The organism is Afifella sp. JA880 (assembly GCF_025379905.1).
In the GTDB taxonomy this organism is placed as follows: domain Bacteria; phylum Pseudomonadota; class Alphaproteobacteria; order Rhizobiales; family Afifellaceae; genus Afifella; species Afifella aestuarii.
Genome location: NZ_JAOANH010000001.1, coordinates 191,878 through 210,349 on the forward strand (window position 1 = coordinate 191,878; position 18,472 = coordinate 210,349).

General features: G+C 62.5%; 14 protein-coding genes and 1 tRNA gene. 12 read left to right on the forward strand and 3 right to left on the reverse strand.

All coding sequences use genetic code 11. The annotated features are described in order from the left end of the window. Window positions 1-6 precede the first annotated feature (6 nt). The 5 genes from NYQ83_RS00980 (at window position 7) to NYQ83_RS01005 (ending at window position 7,302) form a co-directional block, all read left to right on the forward strand. Window positions 7-1,533: an efflux transporter outer membrane subunit gene (locus NYQ83_RS00980; RefSeq protein ID WP_261211505.1), complete on the forward strand. Its 1,527-nt coding sequence runs from the start codon at window positions 7-9 to the stop codon at window positions 1,531-1,533. Between the two features lie 20 nt (window positions 1,534-1,553). Then, window positions 1,554-2,285, forward strand: coding sequence for a TetR/AcrR family transcriptional regulator (locus tag NYQ83_RS00985; protein ID WP_261211506.1), 732 nt, complete (start codon window positions 1,554-1,556; stop codon window positions 2,283-2,285). Between the two features lie 210 nt (window positions 2,286-2,495). Next, window positions 2,496-3,587 (forward strand): alpha/beta hydrolase, encoded by a 1,092-nt coding sequence (locus tag NYQ83_RS00990; RefSeq protein WP_261211507.1) that lies wholly within the window; start codon window positions 2,496-2,498, stop codon window positions 3,585-3,587. 104 nt (window positions 3,588-3,691) lie between these two features. Beyond that, the gene (locus NYQ83_RS17745) at window positions 3,692-6,301 is read left to right on the forward strand and encodes a betaine/proline/choline family ABC transporter ATP-binding protein (RefSeq protein ID WP_314733271.1); all 2,610 of its coding nucleotides are present in this window, start codon (window positions 3,692-3,694) and stop codon (window positions 6,299-6,301) included. A gap of 53 nt (window positions 6,302-6,354) precedes the next feature. Further along, window positions 6,355-7,302, forward strand: coding sequence for a glycine betaine ABC transporter substrate-binding protein (locus NYQ83_RS01005; protein WP_164879711.1), 948 nt, complete (start codon window positions 6,355-6,357; stop codon window positions 7,300-7,302). Window positions 7,303-7,367: 65 nt separating this feature from the next. On the opposite strand, the gene NYQ83_RS01010 is transcribed toward NYQ83_RS01005, so the two are convergent. Continuing rightward, window positions 7,368-9,059: an HAD-IIB family hydrolase gene (locus tag NYQ83_RS01010; protein WP_261211510.1), complete on the reverse strand. Its 1,692-nt coding sequence runs from the start codon at window positions 9,057-9,059 to the stop codon at window positions 7,368-7,370. Window positions 9,060-9,336: 277 nt separating this feature from the next. Between NYQ83_RS01010 and NYQ83_RS01015 the strand changes: the two genes are divergently transcribed. Further along, complete coding sequence (locus tag NYQ83_RS01015; protein WP_261211511.1) at window positions 9,337-10,308, forward strand: NAD-dependent epimerase/dehydratase family protein; 972 nt, start codon at window positions 9,337-9,339, stop codon at window positions 10,306-10,308. Here the strand turns inward: NYQ83_RS01015 and NYQ83_RS01020 are convergent. Then, window positions 10,283-11,200: a sensor histidine kinase gene (locus NYQ83_RS01020; RefSeq protein ID WP_261211512.1), complete on the reverse strand. Its 918-nt coding sequence runs from the start codon at window positions 11,198-11,200 to the stop codon at window positions 10,283-10,285. The genes NYQ83_RS01015 and NYQ83_RS01020 overlap by 26 nt on opposite strands. A gap of 682 nt (window positions 11,201-11,882) precedes the next feature. Here NYQ83_RS01020 and NYQ83_RS01025 point away from each other — a divergent pair. Further along, window positions 11,883-13,199, forward strand: a complete 1,317-nt coding sequence (locus NYQ83_RS01025; RefSeq protein WP_314733272.1) for an alanine/glycine:cation symporter family protein — start codon at window positions 11,883-11,885, stop codon at window positions 13,197-13,199. Between the two features lie 148 nt (window positions 13,200-13,347). Further along, complete coding sequence (locus tag NYQ83_RS01030) at window positions 13,348-13,908, forward strand: DUF2269 family protein (RefSeq protein WP_261211514.1); 561 nt, start codon at window positions 13,348-13,350, stop codon at window positions 13,906-13,908. 115 nt (window positions 13,909-14,023) lie between these two features. Here NYQ83_RS01030 and NYQ83_RS01035 read toward each other — a convergent pair. Next, window positions 14,024-14,113: transfer RNA gene (locus NYQ83_RS01035), tRNA-Ser, on the reverse strand. A gap of 381 nt (window positions 14,114-14,494) precedes the next feature. Here NYQ83_RS01035 and NYQ83_RS17750 point away from each other — a divergent pair. Genes NYQ83_RS17750 through NYQ83_RS01055 form a run of 4 tightly spaced genes read left to right on the forward strand, consistent with a single transcriptional unit; the run spans window position 14,495 to window position 18,465 of the window. Continuing rightward, the gene (locus tag NYQ83_RS17750; RefSeq protein WP_314733273.1) at window positions 14,495-15,499 is read left to right on the forward strand and encodes a septal ring lytic transglycosylase RlpA family protein; all 1,005 of its coding nucleotides are present in this window, start codon (window positions 14,495-14,497) and stop codon (window positions 15,497-15,499) included. Between the two features lie 56 nt (window positions 15,500-15,555). Continuing rightward, window positions 15,556-16,731 (forward strand): D-alanyl-D-alanine carboxypeptidase family protein, encoded by a 1,176-nt coding sequence (locus NYQ83_RS01045; RefSeq protein WP_261211515.1) that lies wholly within the window; start codon window positions 15,556-15,558, stop codon window positions 16,729-16,731. Next, window positions 16,722-17,372 (forward strand): dTMP kinase, encoded by a 651-nt coding sequence (tmk, locus tag NYQ83_RS01050; protein ID WP_261211520.1) that lies wholly within the window; start codon window positions 16,722-16,724, stop codon window positions 17,370-17,372. Before NYQ83_RS01045 ends, tmk begins: the two co-directional genes overlap by 10 nt. 1 nt (window position 17,373) lies before the next feature. Beyond that, complete coding sequence (locus NYQ83_RS01055; protein ID WP_261211522.1) at window positions 17,374-18,465, forward strand: DNA polymerase III subunit delta'; 1,092 nt, start codon at window positions 17,374-17,376, stop codon at window positions 18,463-18,465. The last annotated feature ends 7 nt before the right edge of the window (window positions 18,466-18,472 follow it).

Below are 18,472 nucleotides of genomic sequence, written 5' to 3' on the forward strand. Positions count from 1 at the left end.
CTCGTCATGTCGCACTTGCGCCTGTTCGCACCTTTGGCCTGCACGCTGGCCTTGTCCGGCTGCATGGTCGGCCCGGATTATCAGGGACCGCCGGATGCGGCCCCGCTTGCGCGTCTGGCTGGCTCATTCCGGCATGCGGACCAAACGACGCCCGCCTATTATCCCGCGGCCGCCTGGTGGGAGAGTTTGTCGGACAAACAGCTCGACGCGTTGATCGTGCTCGCTTTGTCGAAGAGCCCGAATGTGGACCTTGCGATCGCGCGGCTGAAGCAGGAACGAGCCGGCGTGGCCGGTGCGCGCGCCGATCTGATGCCCACAGCCGCTGGTCTTGGAGCAGCAAGCGGGGTGCGAGCGGGGCTCGGCGACACCGACGGTCTCAACAACAAACTCGCTGCAGCAGCGGCCACGCTCGGCCCGGAGGCCGCTGCCGCAGCGCCAGCTATTCCCGAACATGTGAGCACGGGGCTCTACAACGCGGCTTTCGATGCGTCCTGGGAGATCGATATTTTCGGCGGCAGGAGACGCGCCGTCGAGCGCTCGACGGCCAGAGCCCAGGCGGCGGAAGCTACGCTTGCGGACGCTTATGTTCAGCTGTCGGCGGAGGTGGCGCGCGCCTATGTCGGTCTTCGAGCCGCGCAGAGACAGCTCGGCATCGTGCGCCATTCGGTCTCGTTGCAGCAAAAGACGTTCGACCTGACCAAGCAGCAGGTGGAACAGGGAACGTCTGCCAAGCTCGATCTGGCACGTCTCGAAACGCAGCTCACCAGCACGCAGGCCGATATTCCCTTGCTTGAAGCGCAGGTGGAGGTGGCGCTCGGCCAGCTTGCGGTCCTGTGCGGACTGGAGCCGGGTGCGCTCGATGCAAGATTGTCGAAGCCCAGGCCGATTCCATCTCCGCCGAAGTCTGTGCCCGTCGGCAATCCGGAATCCATGCTCCGAAGAAGGCCCGACGTTCGGCAGGCGGAGCGACAGCTCGCCTCGGCCAATGCTGCGATCGGCGAGGCCGTGGCGCAGTATTTCCCGCGAATCAAACTCGTCGGACTTGCCGTCGCAGGGGGAACTCAGCCTGGTGATCTCGCTGACACCGCCTCGCTCAGTCTCCTTGGGGGCCCCACGCTGCAGTGGAACCTTCTGAGTTTCGGACGCATCGATGCCAAGGTCCAACAGTCGGAAGCTGCGACAGAGGCCGCGCTCGCGCAATACCGGCAAAGCGTGCTTGCAGCTCTCCAGGATGCGGAATCCTCGCTCACACAATTCCGCAAGCGGAAGGAGAACGTTGCCTATCTGGCGCGGGCGAGCGCGTCGGCGTCACGGGCGGCGGCTCTCACCCGCGATATGAACGAGGCGGGCGCGCTCAGCCTGATCGATACGCTCGATATCGAGCGCCAGCGCTTGCAGACCGAACAGAGCCTCGCTCAGGCCGAGGCGGAACTAACGAATGCGTTCATTGCGTTAGAGAAGAGCTTGGGGCTTGGATGGAAACCGGCGGAATCGCGGCAACCGGCAGCAACCACTGTCGCCAAGGCCAATTGAAACAACATGCAGAACGGATCATGACGCCGAAGCAAGATCAGTCCGAGGATGGCAGGCGCAGTTGCTGCGTCGTCGATGGCTGTGGCGAGAGCGCACTTGCGGAGGCTGGCGCTGTTGCCCGCCGAGGTCGGCCGCGCAAGGGCACGAGCGGCCTCGTCACCGAGCGGATTGTGGCGGTCGCAACCGAGCTATTCCTCGAACGTGGCTTCGCCGAAACAAATATGGATGCTGTCGCCGCGCGCGCGGGCAGTTCCAAACGGACGCTGTATGCACGCTTCGCCTCCAAGGACGCTTTGTTTGAGGCCGTCATCCTGAAGTTCTTGCGCGAGCGGCTGACGGAAATGCAGTTGACGATCCGGCGCGATGACGGGCTCGAAGAAACGCTGATCAGCGCTGGCGAACGGCTCCTGGAAGGTGCGATGACGCCGGAGGTCATCCGTCTTCATCGCCTGATGGCCTGCGAAGGCGAGAACTTCCCGGAACTGGCGCGAACGGTCAACGAGCAGGCCTGGACGCAGTTTCGCCTTTTCGTGGCCGATGTGCTGCAGCAGGCGAGCGTTCGCTACAATGAGCCGTTTGAAGATTGCGAGTGGCTGGCGACCCGGTTTTTCGGAATGATGGTGGAGCCGTATTTCCGCCGCGCGACGCTCGGCCTTCAGCCCGCCGAGGTGACGGAGGAGATGCGCTCGGATGTACACCGGTCGGTGCAGCTCTTCCTGAAAGGAAGCAGGGGTCTTTCCGTATCTGTGTAAAATCGCGCTTTTCTGTATAATATTGGCGCAAGGTCGCATCGCCAGAGTGTTGCCTTCACGTCATAGCGGAAGCTGGGATCAGACGCTAAAAGCACCCGGCGCGTTTCATTTATTTCGGAAAAGAGCATGCGGCATCGGGGCAGCGGGGACGAGGGGGGGCGTAGCGTCCTGCTCACACCCGTAGGATTATCGGCGTTTCTGGTCTTCTGCATGGTCTCCCTATTGGGCGGGTGCGCCGGGCTACCCGACGAAGCGGCTCTGACACCCGTTCAGGCGACGGTGCCGGGCGCACAGCTCGTGACCATTTATGCGGCCACGACGCGGGAGCGTAAGGGACCGCAGAGCGTCCTCTACACCTCCGAGCCGGCTGCTGAACTCAATTTCGCCCGTTACACGGTCTCGGTTCCCCCGGGCCATAAGCCGACGGAAATCGAGTGGCCGGACGGCAAGGCGGATCCAAAGCGGAGCTTTGCAACCGTCAAGGAAGAGCGGCTGACCGAAGCCGAGTTCTATCATCAAATCGCTGCGCGGAACGGAAAGGGCGAACTGTCGCCCGGGCGAGACGATGTCGGCGTTTTCGTCCACGGCTACAACACGAGCTTTGCCGAATCGCTGTTTCGTCTGGCTCAGATCACGGTCGATTCCAATCCCAATGACGTCCCGGTTCTATTTGCCTGGCCCTCGGAAGCTGCTGTCACCGGATATGTCGCAGACAAGGACGCTGTGACCTATTCGCGTGATTATCTGGCCGGTGTTTTGACGCATCTCGCTAGAGATCGGAAGGTCGGAGATATCACCGTCTTCGGTCACAGCATGGGCGGCTGGCTCGTGATGGAGGTGCTGAGGCAATTGCGCCTTTCTGGGCATGGTGACGTGATCTCCGGGATCGAGGAGGTGATCCTTGCGTCTCCGGATATCGATATCGACGTTTTCAGAACCCAGATCGCGGTCATCGGCCGCAAGCATCCCCCGATGACGATCCTCGTCTCGAAGCAGGACCGGGCACTCGCGATTTCCAGGCGGGTTGGCGGCGGACGGCCGCGGCTCGGCGGCGTGGACGTCGATGACCCCGAGATCCAGCAGCTGGCGGTGCAGTACGATCTGCGGATCATCGATATCTCGCAGCTCCCGAAGACGGACTTCCTCGGACACGATCAATTCGTGACGCTTGCTGCCCGGCTGGGTTCGACCGGGCGGCGAGGTTTCGGTCAGCTGGGCGAAGCCGGCGCCTTCGTCTTCGACGCCGTCGGCAACACCGTGGCGAGCCCATTCAGGATTGCGAGCGACGTGCTTTCCCAATAAGGGCAGCGACCATCTTGTGGCTGCCTTCGTGTTCCGGCACGCGCTTACGTTGACATCCGGGCTTCGATCATGAGGATGGCGCCACACCAAACAAAGGAGCGCCCATGTCAATGCCGGGGGGCACGACCGACCCTGCGATCGTCTTGTCGAATGTCTGGAAGATTTTTGGCGAACGCTCGGAAGAGGCTCTTGAGGCAATTGAAAAGGAGCAGCTCGACAAAGCCGAGGTCCAATCTCGCTTCAACTGCATCGTCGGCGTCGCCGATGCGAGCATAGAGGTCGCGCGCGGCGAGATCTTCTGCGTGATGGGATTGTCTGGCTCAGGCAAGTCCACTCTCGTGCGCCACATCAACCGCCTCCTCGAACCGACGTCGGGTCGAATCGAGGTCGAGGGCGAGGATGTGATGGCTATGGGCGACGATGCGCTGCGCCGTCTGCGAGCTCAGACGATCGGCATGGTCTTCCAGAATTTCGGTCTCCTGCCGCACCGCACCGTGCGCGACAATGTCGGGCTGCCGCTCGAGGTTCAGAGCGTTCCCAAGCTCGACCGTTTCGATCAGGCCGAACGTTGCCTCGACCTCGTGGATCTCGGCGATTGGGGCGACAGTTTCGCCCATGAGCTTTCTGGCGGCATGCAGCAGCGTGTCGGTCTGGCGCGCGCTCTTGCGGCCGATCCCGACATCCTTCTCATGGACGAGCCGTTTTCGGCGCTCGACCCTTTGATCCGCCGGCAGCTGCAGGCAGAGTTCATGGCTCTATCGAAAGAGCTGAACAAGACGACGGTCTTCATCACGCACGATCTCGACGAGGCGATCCGCATCGGCGATCGCATCGCCATCATGAAAGATGGCCGTATCGTGCAAACCGGGACGCCCGAGGAGATCGTGACCGATCCGGCCGATGATTATGTGGCCGATTTCGTCTCCGGAATTTCACGGCTCAAGCTGGTCCATGCGGCGAAGATCATGCGGCCGTTGCCGGCGCCGGGCGAGACGGGCATGGACTTGACGTCTGCGCCGCGCGCTCCCGTCGGCGCCGATCTCGACAGCCTTGTCGATCTCGTGCTGTCACAAAAAGAAGACATCGTCATCGTCGACGAAAACGGCGCGGAGGTCGGCCTCGTCACGCAGACGGATCTCCTGCGCGGCGTCCAGGGCGGTAAAGAGCAACCGGTCGAGATCGAAACCCAATCGGCCGCTGCCTTCGAGGTCGGGGCAGGAACCTCCCGCAAGGAACAGAACGCGCTCATCGCTGAGTTCGTCGGTCGCGGGGCCGGCCATTACATCCCCGCATTCCGCCGGATCGGGGAGGGACGTTGGAACGTCTTCAATTTAGGTGCCGTCGTCTTCGGCCCGATATGGGCTGGCGCTCGATCGCTCTGGTCCGTCTTTTGGGCGTTTGTCATCCTTGAACTGATCGGCCTTGTCCAAATTGGCCGAGGCTTTCTCGGAGATTTGGGCAGTGAGGCAGCGGCGCGCGCGGCCTCGCTTCTTGCGCGCGCCGATGCACGGGCGGAACGTGCTGCGGAGGCGGCCGCTTCCGGCGCGGACAATGCCGCTCGCCTTGCCGCCAGTGCGGACAGGCTGAGGGATATTGCGGCCTCGGCGCAGACGGAAGCGGATGCGCTCTCGGCGCAGTCCACCCAGGTCGCGTTGATCGGGCTCGGCATCTTTGTCGTCGTCAAACTCATTGAGGGTCTGACGGCAGATCGCGCGCTCGAATGGCGCTTCACCCATTGGCGTTCGGACCGGTCAATCCGCTCCGGCCTCTCCTGGGTGGGCGCAGCGATCGCGACCTTGCTCGTCGCCTTTATCTATCCCGTCACGATCTATCGTTTCTCGGCCGCCGAACCGCCGACATGGCTGACGACCTTTCCCGCCGACAACGCCATCCGTGCCAGCGCGGCACGTTGGATCGATCACGCTTTCGACTGGCTCGCGATCGCCGGGGAAGGGTTTTTTGATTCCGTCACGGCGGTCGTGCGTGCGCTCCTCGACACTCTCGAGCTGATGCTTGTGGCGACGCCTTGGCCCGTGGTCATGGTGGCGATTTGCGCTATCGCCTGGCTTCTCGCCGGCGCGCGGGTGGCGATTTTTACCGCGGCTGCTCTGGCCTATCTCGCACTCTTCGGTTTCTGGGAAAAGTCCATGGCGACCGTGGCGCTGCTCGGGGCTGCCGCGGTCATCTGCGTCGTCATTGGTGTGCCACTCGGCATTTGGTTTGCAAAGTCGGACCGCGCCTACACGGCCGCCAGACCGGTGCTCGATTTCATGCAGACCATGCCGGCCTTCGTCTATCTGATCCCGGTCATCGCCTTCTTCGGAACCGGCAAGCCTCCCGGCATTCTGGCGACACTCGTCTTCGGCATGCCACCTGTCATCCGGCTGACCGCGCTCGGCATGAAAGGTGTGCCCTATGATGTGACCGAGGCGGCGTCCGCTTTCGGCGCGACGCGGACCTTCAGGCTTTGGAAGGTCGAGCTGCCGCTCGCCATGCCATCCATCAAGACGGGCATCAACCAGACCATCCTGATGTGTCTGTCGATGGTGGTCATCGCCTCGCTCATTGGCGCGAAAGGTCTCGGGGAGGACGTTCTCGAAGCCCTGCAATATGCGGCTGAAGGACAGGGGATGCTCGCGGGTCTCGCCATCCTTTTCTGTGCGATGGCGCTTGACCGGATCGTCGCCGGACGCGCGCCCGCAAAATCGGCCTGAGGGCCGGCTGCGCTACGGCGCAGCCCAAAAACGAACCTACGAGAGGACACAGTATGAGACCGCTTATCTATTCCGCTGCTGCCGCAGCCTTGCTGATCGGCAGCAGCGCGCAGGCCGCTGATATCACCATCGGTGTGCCGAGCTGGCCGTCGGCCAAGGCCGGCGCCGCAATCCTAAAAAACCTCGCGGAGCGGGAATTCGGTGCCAGTGTCACGCTGACGCCCGGCACGAACCCCGTCATCTTCGCCGCCATGGCGTCTGGCAAGGGCGATATGGACGTGCATCCGGAAGTCTGGCTGCCGAACATTCAGGGCATCGTCGACGAGTACCAGGACAACGTCGTCCTCGGCAAAACGATGTTCCAAGGCGAGCAGGGCGATTGCGTGACGAAGGCGACCGCCGACAAGCTCGGCATTTCGTCCATCACCGATCTTGCGGACCCGGAGATCGCAAAACAGTTCGATTCCGATGGGGACGGGAAGGGTGAATTCTGGGTGGGCGCGACCGGTTGGGCCTCCGCAAACACCGAAAAGGTCAAGATGCGCGGCTATGGGCTGGCCGAGCTCTACGAGCCTGAGACCATCGATGAAGCGCTCGCCTATGCGCGGATCGGGGAGAAGGAGAAGAAGGGCGAGCCTTACGTCTTCTACTGCTACACGCCGCACCACATTTTCGCGCAGTACGACCTCGTGATGCTCGACGAGCCGGCGCACGACGACGCGAAATGGAATATGATCCAGCCGGACGAAGATCCGCAGTGGTACGAGAAATCGAGCGTGTCGACGGCCTGGAAGCCTGCCGAGATCCATCTCGCCTACTCGAAGTCGCTCGAAGAACGCGCCCCGGAGCTGATCACGCTCTTCGACAATTACAGCCCCACGAGTGACATGGTCGCCGACTGGACATACCAGATCGCGGTGAAGGGCCGGGACGAGAACGAACTCGCCCAGGAATGGATCGCCGACCATCCGGATGTCGTGGACAAGTGGCTGGGCCTGTAGAGGGCTCGATCTGAATGAAGGACTGCCGCGCTTCCGGGCGCGGCGGCCTTTGCCGCGCGCTCGGCCTAGATGGTGGCGACATAGCGCTGTCTGACGGCTTCACGAACGCGCTGGCGGCTCTCGCGGGGCGTGAGCGCGCGCTCGAATGAAATGGCCTCGCATTCTCTCGCCAAGGCCTCGTCTTTGATGACATGGCGGAACCAGGCCGAATAATCGCCTGCCCGCAAATGATATTCCCAGGTCTCGTCGTCGACCTGGCCTGCAAGCTCCAAGAAGCTCGACAGGTTGTGGGCGCGCAGGAAGACGCTGCCCTTCGGTCCACGAAAATAGAAACTGTGTTCCGGACCGACATCGCCGACCGCGTATTTTCCGGAATGGCGGTGATGGAGTTGTCGCGGCAGATCGATTTTTATCCGCCGTGGTGTTGGCTCACCGAACAGCCAACAGAGCGCTTCGTTTTCGCTGCAGGCGCCGGGAGGGGAGACGTCGTGGCCCTGGATGGAGGCGGTGACCTCCATCACTTCGGGAGCGGTCTTGCCGAAAGCGAGGATTGTTTCCGCCGTCGCCACCGCCTGACGCGCGAGCGAACGCGGACTGACCGTGATCATAACGACGGCCGGGGTATTCTCCGGAAGCTCGTGCACATTCTCATGGCCTGCCGGCAGAATGTGATGAGCCTCGTCGATGATCAACCAATGCGGACGTCCTGTCCGACGGCGCAGCTCCGTGATCGACGGCAGCAAATCGGCAAAAAGCTGCCTGCGTTCGGCAAGAGACAGAGCGACTGCGTTGACGACGACGTTGAGGTCGGCAGCGTGCAAGAGGCGCAGTGCTTCTCCAGGCACAGGCGGTTCTGTGAGGCTGCCGATCTGGACCGCATGGGCCAGATCCTCATAATCCCCCTCAGGATCGATGACGCAAAACTCCAGGCCTCTGTCGACCATCCGTTCGGTCAGGAGTTTCGCAAAGCGTGATTTCCCGATACCGGAATCGCCGCCGATCAAAACCCGCGTGTCGGGTTCGAGGTAGATGTCGTTGCCATCCTCGTCATTGCCAATTTTGAGGCCGCGCCGGGCGGGTGGCAGGATCCGTGCATCCTCGCGAAGGATTGCGTCGATGAGTTCAACCACTCCTGCGCCGTGATCGCGCCTCAGGCAAATATCGGCTGCGTTCCGAAGCGCAGGTAAAGCGTTCGCAACGGCGGCCGAACAGCCACAGGCGCCAAGAAAGGCATGATCGTTTTCCGCATCGCCCACCGCGACCACGTTTGGTGCTGAGATGTCGAGATGTCGGAGGGCGGCCCTGAGCCCCGAAGCCTTGTTCACGCCGGGCGGCAAAACCATCACCGCACCCTTGTTGAACGTGATCTGGAGCTCCAGCCCCAGCTCGTGGATCGCTGCAAGAACCTCTCGTTCGTGTGGCTCCCAGGTCGCAAGGACCGCACGGCCGATGGAAAGCGGTCCGACCTGGCGGTCGAGCAGCCTTTCGACGAGAGCGTGCGGGGGCGGCGCTGCCAGCGTCGTCTCCGTTCCATCCCCGGGATTGTAGAGAACGGCGCCGTTTTCGGCGACGATCAGGTCGAAGAGTGCGAATTCGGCAAACGCGGCTTTGAGCGGCACCAGCTCGCGCCCCGTCACGAGGATGAGGCGGCGGCCGCTCTCCTTCAGCAGCCGAAGCGCCTCGCACGTCTCGGGAGCGACGAAGCCGTCATGGGCAAGCGTGCCGTCATAATCGGTCGCAAGGGCCAGGAAGTGCATGCACCCTCTCCCTGCCTGTCGGCGCTTGGCCCCAGGAGCCAATGCCGATGGTGCATCATAAGGCCCGGAGCGGATTTCGCCATACCGCGAATTGTCTCGGAGAGGTCCACCACGGACCATTTCTGTTCGGCGCGGCTTTGATCCGAGAGGGGCTTTCTTCTGCCCGCCTCCTTCGTGCTATGGGCGTGTCGGCCGAACCCTTCGTCCGCTGGGTTGGCCGGGATCTCAAGATAAGGGCGCTACAAGAGTGCCACGAGGGCGTTGAGGAGGGACAGAGATGGAAGCTCCGCTTATAGCTTTGACGGGAGCCTCCGGCTTTGTCGGCCGTCACCTTCTCGAGGATCTTCGTGCGCATGGGTTTCGTGTGCGCGTGCTCCTGCGTCGTCCCATCAGTCAGATGCCGACGGCCGATTCCGCCTTGATCGGCGACCTTGCCCAGCCCTCAAACCTGTCGCGCGCACTCGAAGGCGTCGATGCGATCGTTCACTCGGCCGGTATCGCGCATGCCGCGTCCGGATTGCCGGAGGTGGATTATCGCACCATCAACACGGACGCGACCTTGAGGTTGGCGGAAGCCGGAGCGCGGGCAGGGGCGAAACGGTTCGTGTTTCTGTCATCGGTGCGAGCTCAGAGCGGTCCATCGGCGGAAGGCGTTCTCGATGAAAGTCGGCCGCCCGAACCGACGGATGCTTATGGCCGCTCCAAGCTTGCGGCCGAAGAAGGGCTTGCGGGGCTCGGTATCGATTGCGTCAGCCTCCGCCCGGTTCTGGTCTATGGCCCCGGGGTGAAGGGAAATATGGCCGCTCTCTTGCGTCTGGCGAGGAGCCCTTATCCCTTGCCGTTTGCGGGCCTCACGGCGCGACGCTCGTTGCTGGCGGTCGAGAATTTGGCAGAGGCCGTGCGCTGGAGCCTCTCCCATCCGATGCGTCTCTCGGGCGCCTATCTCGTCGCCGACGACACGCCGTTGACGCTTCCCGAGATGCTCCGGGCGATGCGCTTCGGTCTCGGCCGGCCGCCAAGGCTTTGGCGGGTTCCTGAATTCCTTTTCGGGGCCGGGGCGCGGCTTGCCGGACGGACAGAGATCCTAGAGCGGCTTGCCGGGAATCTGGTGGTCGATTGCCGTGCGCTCAAGCGTCTCGGTTGGCGTCCCCGGGTTGCTAGCGTCGAGGGGCTCGCCAGCCTTGCGCGTTCAAGCGGTGAGACCGATCGCACCGATAACGACGCTATTGCGCCGGAAACGTCAGCGTGAAGCGCTTCGGCTCCGTCTCGACGCTCATGCTTCCTCCGATCTGATTGGCAAGCTGATCCAGTAAGTTCAAACCGGCACCGCCATCCTTCTGGTCCGGGTCTCGGTCGAGCGGCGCGCCATCGTCCGAAACGGAAAGCCGCAGGCAGTTGTCGCCTGCCTCTTTCAGTCGAACCGCGATCGTGCCTGTCTTACGCCGGGCGAGGCCGTGCTTCAGTGCGTTGATCACCAACTCGCTGACGACGAGGGCAGCGGTTGCGGCCCGCTGCGGCCTTATGACGGTGGGATCGAGATCCAGATCCAGCTGAAACCGCGGGTCCGGATCGACGAGAGTGCGGCAGACGGAGGCAACGACGGTATCGAGCCTGTCGGAAGTGCCGTCCTTCTCCAGTCCATGCAGATTGCCCAGGGCGGCCACGCGTGCGCTTGCTGTCTCGATGGCTTCTTGCGCTGCCGGTTCGTTCATTTCCCTCATCTGATGGCGCAGGAGACCAACCGTGATCGCGAGGATGTTCTTGGTGCGATGCTCGAGCTCACGGTAGTTCAATTCGAGTTCCTGACGCTCAGCGTCTGCCTGACGCGTGCCCTTTTGAAGATGCAGCGTTGTGGCGGTAAAGATCGCGACGCGCTCGAGGATTTTCGCATGTTCTGCGGTGAAGCGCGTTTCTCCGTCATGAGCTATCGCCCAGATTGCGCCCTCAAGCGCCTTTCTGCCATATCCGAAGGGGACGATCAGCGTTTCACAGAAGGGCACTGTGGTTGTGAGGTCCGGAAAGACCCGGTGAGGCTGGCGCAACAGAACGGGCTGGCGATCTTCCACGCAGCTCTTGCACGGGGAGACTGCACGCGGCAGGTCGGGGGGAGGGGATTCGGCGAGTTTTCCGGCAAGCCCCACCCAGGAGCATGTCGGTGCTTCGTCGTCGGCTTTGCAGAGAGTGATGCCGCTGCTGCCGGCGTCGCAGAGATCTCGCACCACCTCAGCACAAACTCGAAACACCTCTTCGGGAGCCGCTCCCACGATATCGGCAATCCGGCGCATCGCCGTGGTCTCGTCGAGGTTACTCGCCCCGGGCTCGCTGCGCCGCCATAGTTCAGACGTGATCGTGATATCCGAAAGCGTCGGCTGCTGCGCCGATGGGCCGCCGTCTGCCCGCATCTTCTGCGCCTCCCACAGGACGAAATACCTAAAGGTTACCATAAGCGGCGTTCATTCCCTGAGGTCAACCCACGGGCCCGCAACGCGTTTGACTATTTGATAAGGGAGCAAATAATGTGAAGAGGGCTCATCCAAACCGGTTCTTCCATGAGCGGAGCACTCCATGACTGAGCGGCGACAGAAAGAGCATGTCCTCGTCTGCCTGTAACCTTGCCTGCGACAATTTCGCCGGAAGGCTTGCCCCCACCCTGCAGCCCTGACCTATACCGACGCTGGGAGATCATCCTTTGCGAGCTCAAAGAGCAACTGTCCGAACGAAAGCTGTCTGACGTTTCGGGCCTCGCAGGATGGTTGAGGAGAGATCTGCAAGTCAGCGGGATAAACATACACAATGGAAGATTTGTCGTCTTTTTTGGCGAGTGTGAGCTCTTTTGTCTGGGGCCCGGTCATGCTCGTCCTGCTTTTGGGAACGGGCCTTTACCTCACGCTTGGCCTCGGCTTTCTGCCGCAAAGAAAGCTCGGTTACGGCTTCCGGCTCGCGCTTGGCGGGCGCAAGGCTCAACATGGTGACGAAGGCGAGATCACGCCGTTTCAGGCGCTGACAACGGCTCTCTCCGCCACAATCGGTACAGGGAATATCGCAGGTGTTGCGACCGCCATCTTCCTCGGCGGTCCGGGCGCTGTCTTCTGGATGTGGCTGACGGCCCTCGTCGGCATGGCGACCAAATATGCCGAGGCGGTGCTGGCCGTCCGCTATCGCGAGAGCGACGAGAATGGCCGCTATGTCGGCGGACCGATGTACTACATCCGCAACGGGCTTGGGCCGCGCTTCGCCTGGCTCGGCTGGCTCTTCGCGTTTTTTGCGACGATTGCCGCCTTCGGTATCGGCAATACGGTGCAGTCGAATTCCGTCGCGCGCGCGCTGGAGAGCACCATCGGCGTGCCATACCTCGCGACAGGTCTCGTCCTTGCCGTTCTGACGTTCCTCGTCATCATTGGCGGCGTGAAGCGTATCGGCAGCGTGGCGGAGCATCTCGTGCCACTGATGGCGGTCCTTTATGTCGGCGGCGCGCTCGTCATTCTGGCACTCAACATCGCCGATGTGCCGGCGGCTCTTGCAACTATCTTCTCCGATGCGTTCAGCGGGACGGCAGCCGCGGGCGGTTTTGCCGGGGCAGGGGTGCTCGCAGCGATCCGTTTCGGCGTTGCGCGTGGCGTCTTCTCCAACGAGGCCGGTCTTGGTAGCGCGCCGATCGCGCATGCCGCGGCGAAAACGAGCGACCCGGTTCGGCAGGGCAGTATCGCGATGCTCGGCACATTCATCGACACGATCGTGGTCTGCACCATGACGGCTCTCGTCATCATCACGACGGGTGCATGGACGAGCGGCGAGACAGGCGCTGAACTCTCTGCGCTTGCTTTCGACACGGGAATGCCCGGCGGCAGCTGGATCGTCACCTTCGGGCTCGTGGTCTTCGCGTTCACCACCATTCTCGGCTGGAGCTACTATGGCGAAAGGGCCGCAGAGTTCATCTTCGGATCGAAGATCATTCTGCCGTTCCGTCTTCTCTGGGTAGCTGCGCTCATCGTCGGAGCGGTCGCCGACCTCGGTCTCATCTGGACGGTGGCCGATATCATGAATGCGTTGATGGCAATCCCGAACCTCGTCGCTCTGATCGCGCTCAGCGGCACGGTCTTCGCCATCAGCAGGGCCTACTTCAAGAACGGGCAAAGCTGAGCGCCAGCGGCGCTCTGGGGTTTTCCAAGCGGAAGGCCGGCTGCAGGTTCTGCGGCCGGCCTTTTCGTTTGGAGACCTTCGCGTCCTCGCGTGTCGGGGCGACGACCTGTGGTTGCCATCGCGGACGCGGGCCATGTAGAATTCGCCCATGCGCAAATTCCTCAAAGTCCTGCACACCCTGGCTTCTTGCGGTCTGATCGGCGGGATCGCCTGCTACATGATCCTTCTCATCTTTGCGCCCCAGGAAACGCCGGCCAATTACGCCGACATGCGCCAGGCAATCGCAGCCATCGCCGATTATGTCCTCATTCCCTCGATGGGTGTCGCCATCGTGTCCGGCCTTCTCTCAATGGCGGTCCATCGGCCTTACCAGGACAAAGGCTGGGCCTTGCTCAAGCTCGCCATGGGCATCCTGATGTTCAAAGGCGTGCTCACCGTCGTGGGGGGCAAGGCGGATTATGTGGCTGCGGTCTCACGCCGGGTCGCGAACGGTGAACCTGCGGCCGATGTTCTGCAGCAGGCGATCGGGCATGAATGGGGCGCACTCATCGTGATCATGGCGTTGTCGGTCGCGAACGTCATCCTCGGCATCTGGCGTCCAAAACATCTCCGCCCGAAATGGGCCAGGTCGGGAGATAGGCCGCAGGCGACGAGACCTGTTGGCAAAGATGCTGTGGCCGACAGCGAGCACAGCCTGCCGGCGGCATAGTCTTACTGAGGACCGCCCTGCGTTTGATGGCGAAAACCGGGTGCGGGGACTAACCTCGTACGCGCCAGCCGCGAGGGGAGCGGGCGCCGCCTTTTGCCGGACATTTTCGAGTCGATGGCGGATGGGGTGGGATTCGAACCCACGGTACGCTCTCGCGCACGCCGGTTTTCAAGACCGGTGCCTTCAACCGCTCGGCCACCCATCCACGGTGCGAGACATGGCAGAACCTTACGAAAAATGCCAGCCCCTGAAGGGCGGTCATAGGCTGCGGCAAAGATGGCGAAAGCGTGTGGCGCCGAAGCCACAATCTCGGAAAAACGCGCGAAATACACAATTGCGGTGACACGTCCCGGATCAGCAGATTTTGGGGAGTTTTCGCAAGAACATCCGCTAAGGTGTCGCACGCCTCAGATTAGGCGTCGAAGATCTGCCCCAGCTTCGTCACAATTGCTCGCCAGGAGGTCCCCGAGGTAAGGGGTTAAGTGCTTCGCCGAGACGGTCGCGTATAAGGCCGCAGGCGGAGGAACGAGGCGTTCGAACGTGCCGGTGAGTTGTGCCGGGCTTCGGAATATCGGGGAAGAACAGGGTGCAGGCAAAAACCCGCCGGCCGCATTTCGTCATCCATTTTGCCTTCGCAGCATCCTGCGCCGTCCTTGCAGGATGTGTGTCCTCCACCCAGGACGGGGCAGGTCTCGCCGACAGCGCCACCAAGACGGCGCAGGTTCAAGGCAGCGAGACCGATGGCGAATCAACCGACAATTCGCTGCGGGCCAATGCCCGACGTCATCTCGGAAAAGTCTACGAAGTCGCTGGGCGCCTCTATAAGCCCAAGCACGACGAAGAGTATGAGCGCGTCGGCAAGGCATCCTGGTACGGTGACGCCTTCAACGGCCGGATGACGGCCAATGGTGAAGTCTTCGATATGAACGCGCTCTCCGCGGCGCATCCGACCTTGCCGCTGCCGAGCTATGTCCGCGTCACCAATCTCGACAACGATCGTTCGCTGCTCGTGCGGGTCAATGATCGCGGACCATTCTCGTCCGACCGTGTGATCGACGTTTCGAAACACGCCGCTGAAATGCTCGGCTTCAAACATATCGGCACCGCGAACGTAAAAGTGGAATATGTCGATGCGGCGCCTCTGAAAGAGGACGATTCGGAGTTCCTTCTGGCCTCTTACGTGGGGCCGGACGTTCCGTCCGGGCCTGATCCAGCCGACGCGGCCGCGAATATCATGGTGGCCTACGCGGCCGAAGCGCCGACAACGAGCCCGGCCGAAGACAAGACAGCGGATGTGGGCGTTGCCGTGGATATGAAAGATGTCGCCGCCGGCACGCCGTTCGATCCCTATTCGGCTCTCACCGCAGCCACCAAGATGGCGGAAGCCGATACGTCCTTGCCTCAGGAGGCGAGTTTCGAGCTGCCCCAGGCGCGTCCGGCCGAGGCTGAAATGCGCAATTCGTTCTGGCCGACCGAGGCGGCCGATCAGCGTGTGGATGAGGCCTTTTCGGCTTTCGACCAGGTTCTCTCAGGCGCCGAGACCGCGGGTTTTACCAGGACAGCCGACGCTTCCGGGCTTGCGACCCGTTGATTCCCCGCTTTAAGCGCGCTTTATGGCGTGGAGGGGCTAAAACGACGTAAGCGAGTATGAAGAGCATCACCTTTCAGGTTCGCCGCATCCGTCTGCTCGCCTTATTCCTGGGCAGTCTGCTGGCGCTGACGCCGCAGCTTGGCTCGGCCCAGACCTTCGATACCCAGGCGCCGTTCGCCATCTTGATGGATTACGACAGCGGCACGGTTCTCCTCGATAAGAACGCGGATGAGCCGATGGCGCCGGCTTCCATGGCGAAGCTGATGACGGTCGAGTACATCTTCCACGAGATCAAGGCGGGCCGTCTCTCGCTCGATGATGAATTCGTCATCTCCGAGCATGCCTGGCGCAAAGGCGGCGCATCCTCCGGTGGGTCGACGATGTTCGCGAAGCTCGGCTCGCGGGTGCGCCTGGAAGATCTTTTGCGTGGCATCATCATTCAGTCGGGCAACGATGCGGCCATGGCGGTCGCGGAAGGCATCGCCGGCTCGGAGATCGCTTTTTCGGACCTCCTGAACAAGCGGGCGCTAGAGATCGGCATGAAGAACTCGACGTTCCGTGATGCGACCGGACTGCCGGACCCGGAGATGCGGGTGACGGCGCGCGATCTAGCGATCCTCGCCCGCCAGATCATCGCGGAATATCCCGAGCTCTACAAAATTTTCGCCGAGCCGGAATTCACCTGGAACAACATCACCCAGCGCAACCGCAACCCGCTTCTGCGCGAAGGGATTGGAGCCGACGGGCTCAAGACCGGGCATACACAGGAATCGGGCTATGGACTCGTCGGGTCGGCCGTCGCCAATACCCAACGTCTCATCGTCGTCGTCAACGGGCTGAAGACCTCTCGCGAGCGCGCGAGCGAAGCGCGAAAGCTGCTGGAATGGGGCTTCCGCTCATTCCGCCAGGTGACGGCGTTTCAGGCCGGCGAGACGGTCGCCGAAGCGAGCGTCTTCGGCGGCGATAGGGGCCATGTCGAGCTCAAGGCCAAAGGCCCTGTGCGGATCCTGGTCGCACGCGCCTCAGATGAGCCTTTGAAGGCGCGCGTCGTCTATCAAGGTCCGCTCGAAGCGCCTGTCCAGGCCGATATGCGCGTCGGCAGCCTGAAGGTCTGGCAGGGTGATCGCCTGATCCAGGAGACCCCGCTTTATACGGCGGAGGCGGTCGGTCGCGGCGCGCTGCATCAGCGTGCCTTCGATGCTCTTGGCGAGCTTCTTCTCGGATGGCTGTAGATCCGCAGCAAGGCTTCTTCATCACGCTGGAAGGCGGTGAAGGCTCAGGCAAGTCCACCCAGGCACGCCGTCTCAACGCCTTCCTGCGCCGCAAGGGCTGGGATGTCGTTCTGACCCGGGAACCGGGAGGGACAGCGCATGGCGAGGCAATTCGCGAGATGCTGCTTTCCGGGCTTATCCGGCCGTTCGGCAGCGAAGCGGAGGCGCTGTTTTTCGCCGTCGCGCGGCGTGAGCATGTCTTGCATCTCATTCGTCCGGCGCTCGAGCACGGCCAAGTCGTCATCTGTGACCGGTTCGCCGATTCCACCCGCGCCTATCAGGGCGTTGCTGGTGTGACGCAGGACACGATCCTGCGGCTGGAAGAGACGGCGCTCTGCGGCACCCATCCCGATCTGACGCTCATTCTCGACATCGATCCGTCCGTGGGCCTGGCGCGTGCCGCCGGTCGCAGTGCGGCCGACCGGTTCGAGGGTGATGAACTCGGACTTCACGAAGCGCGACGGCAGGCATTTCTCGATATCGCCAAGGCCGAACCTCAACGTTGTGTCGTCATCGACGCCGGGCTGAGCATGGATGCGATCGCAGCTCAGATTGAGGCGACGGTCGCCGCGCGTCTCCCCCGTCCCGCCGGAGCCAGCTGACATGGCGCGCAAGCCAGCCGAGGAGGTGCCGAGCCTCAGCGCGCTCGAAGGCGTGCCGCTGCCGCAGGAGAATCCGCATCTCTTCGGACAGGAGCACGCAGAGGAACAGATTCTGACGGCCTATCGGGGCAACCGCCTGCCGCACGGGCTGCTTCTGTCCGGACCGGTCGGCGTTGGCAAGGCAACGCTCGCGTTCCGACTTGCGAAGTTTCTCTTGGCCGAGCCCGATCCTTCCGCGAACAGCGTCCAGAAGGCCGCCTCGCTCGGGATTGCTCCAGACCATCCGATCCAGAGGCGGGTCGGGGAGGGGGCGCATCCCAACGTCCTCCATCTGCAGCGCCCCTGGGATGAGAAGCGCAAGACCTTTCGCACCGTCATTTCGGTCGAAACGATAAGGCGGATCGTACCTTTCGTCGGCACCACGGCGGGTGAAGGCCTGTGGCGCATCGTCATCGTGGACGGTGCCGAGGAAATGAACCGAAGCGCCGCGAATGCTCTCCTCAAGGCGCTCGAAGAACCGCCTGCGCGAACGATCTTCGTGCTGGTGACGGCGCGGCCAGGCCAGCTTTTGCCGACGATTCGCTCCCGCTGCCGCAGCTTCCATTTCGGTCTTCTGAGCCCCGAGGCGATCGCTCATGTGTTTGAAGCGCTCGAAGTGCCACAGCCGCCGGAGCAGGATCTTCAAACAATCTTGTCGCTCGCGTCGGGAAGTGCGCGGCGGGCGATCGAACTGGCACGCGGCGATGGATTGAGCCTCTACCGGGCCATCAACCGTGCGTTCGCGAGTGACGATCATGCGGTTCTGTCCGCCGTCGCCAATCAGGCAGCTGCGGCCCGCGGCGCAGCATGGGCGGAATTCTTCGATCTCGTCGGTGGCTATCTCGACCGACGCATCCGCGCATTGCCGGAGCCCGAAAAGGGCGTTTCGCCGCCTGAGCTCCCGCTTGCCAGGTGGGCGGAGCTATGGGAAAAGATCCACCGACGCTCGGCGGAGGTGGAAACCTTCAATCTCGACCGCAGGCAGTACGTGCTCAACGTCTTCGAGGCGGTCGCCGACGCCGTGCGCCATCCCCACCGCCCTATTTTCATGTGACCGCGGG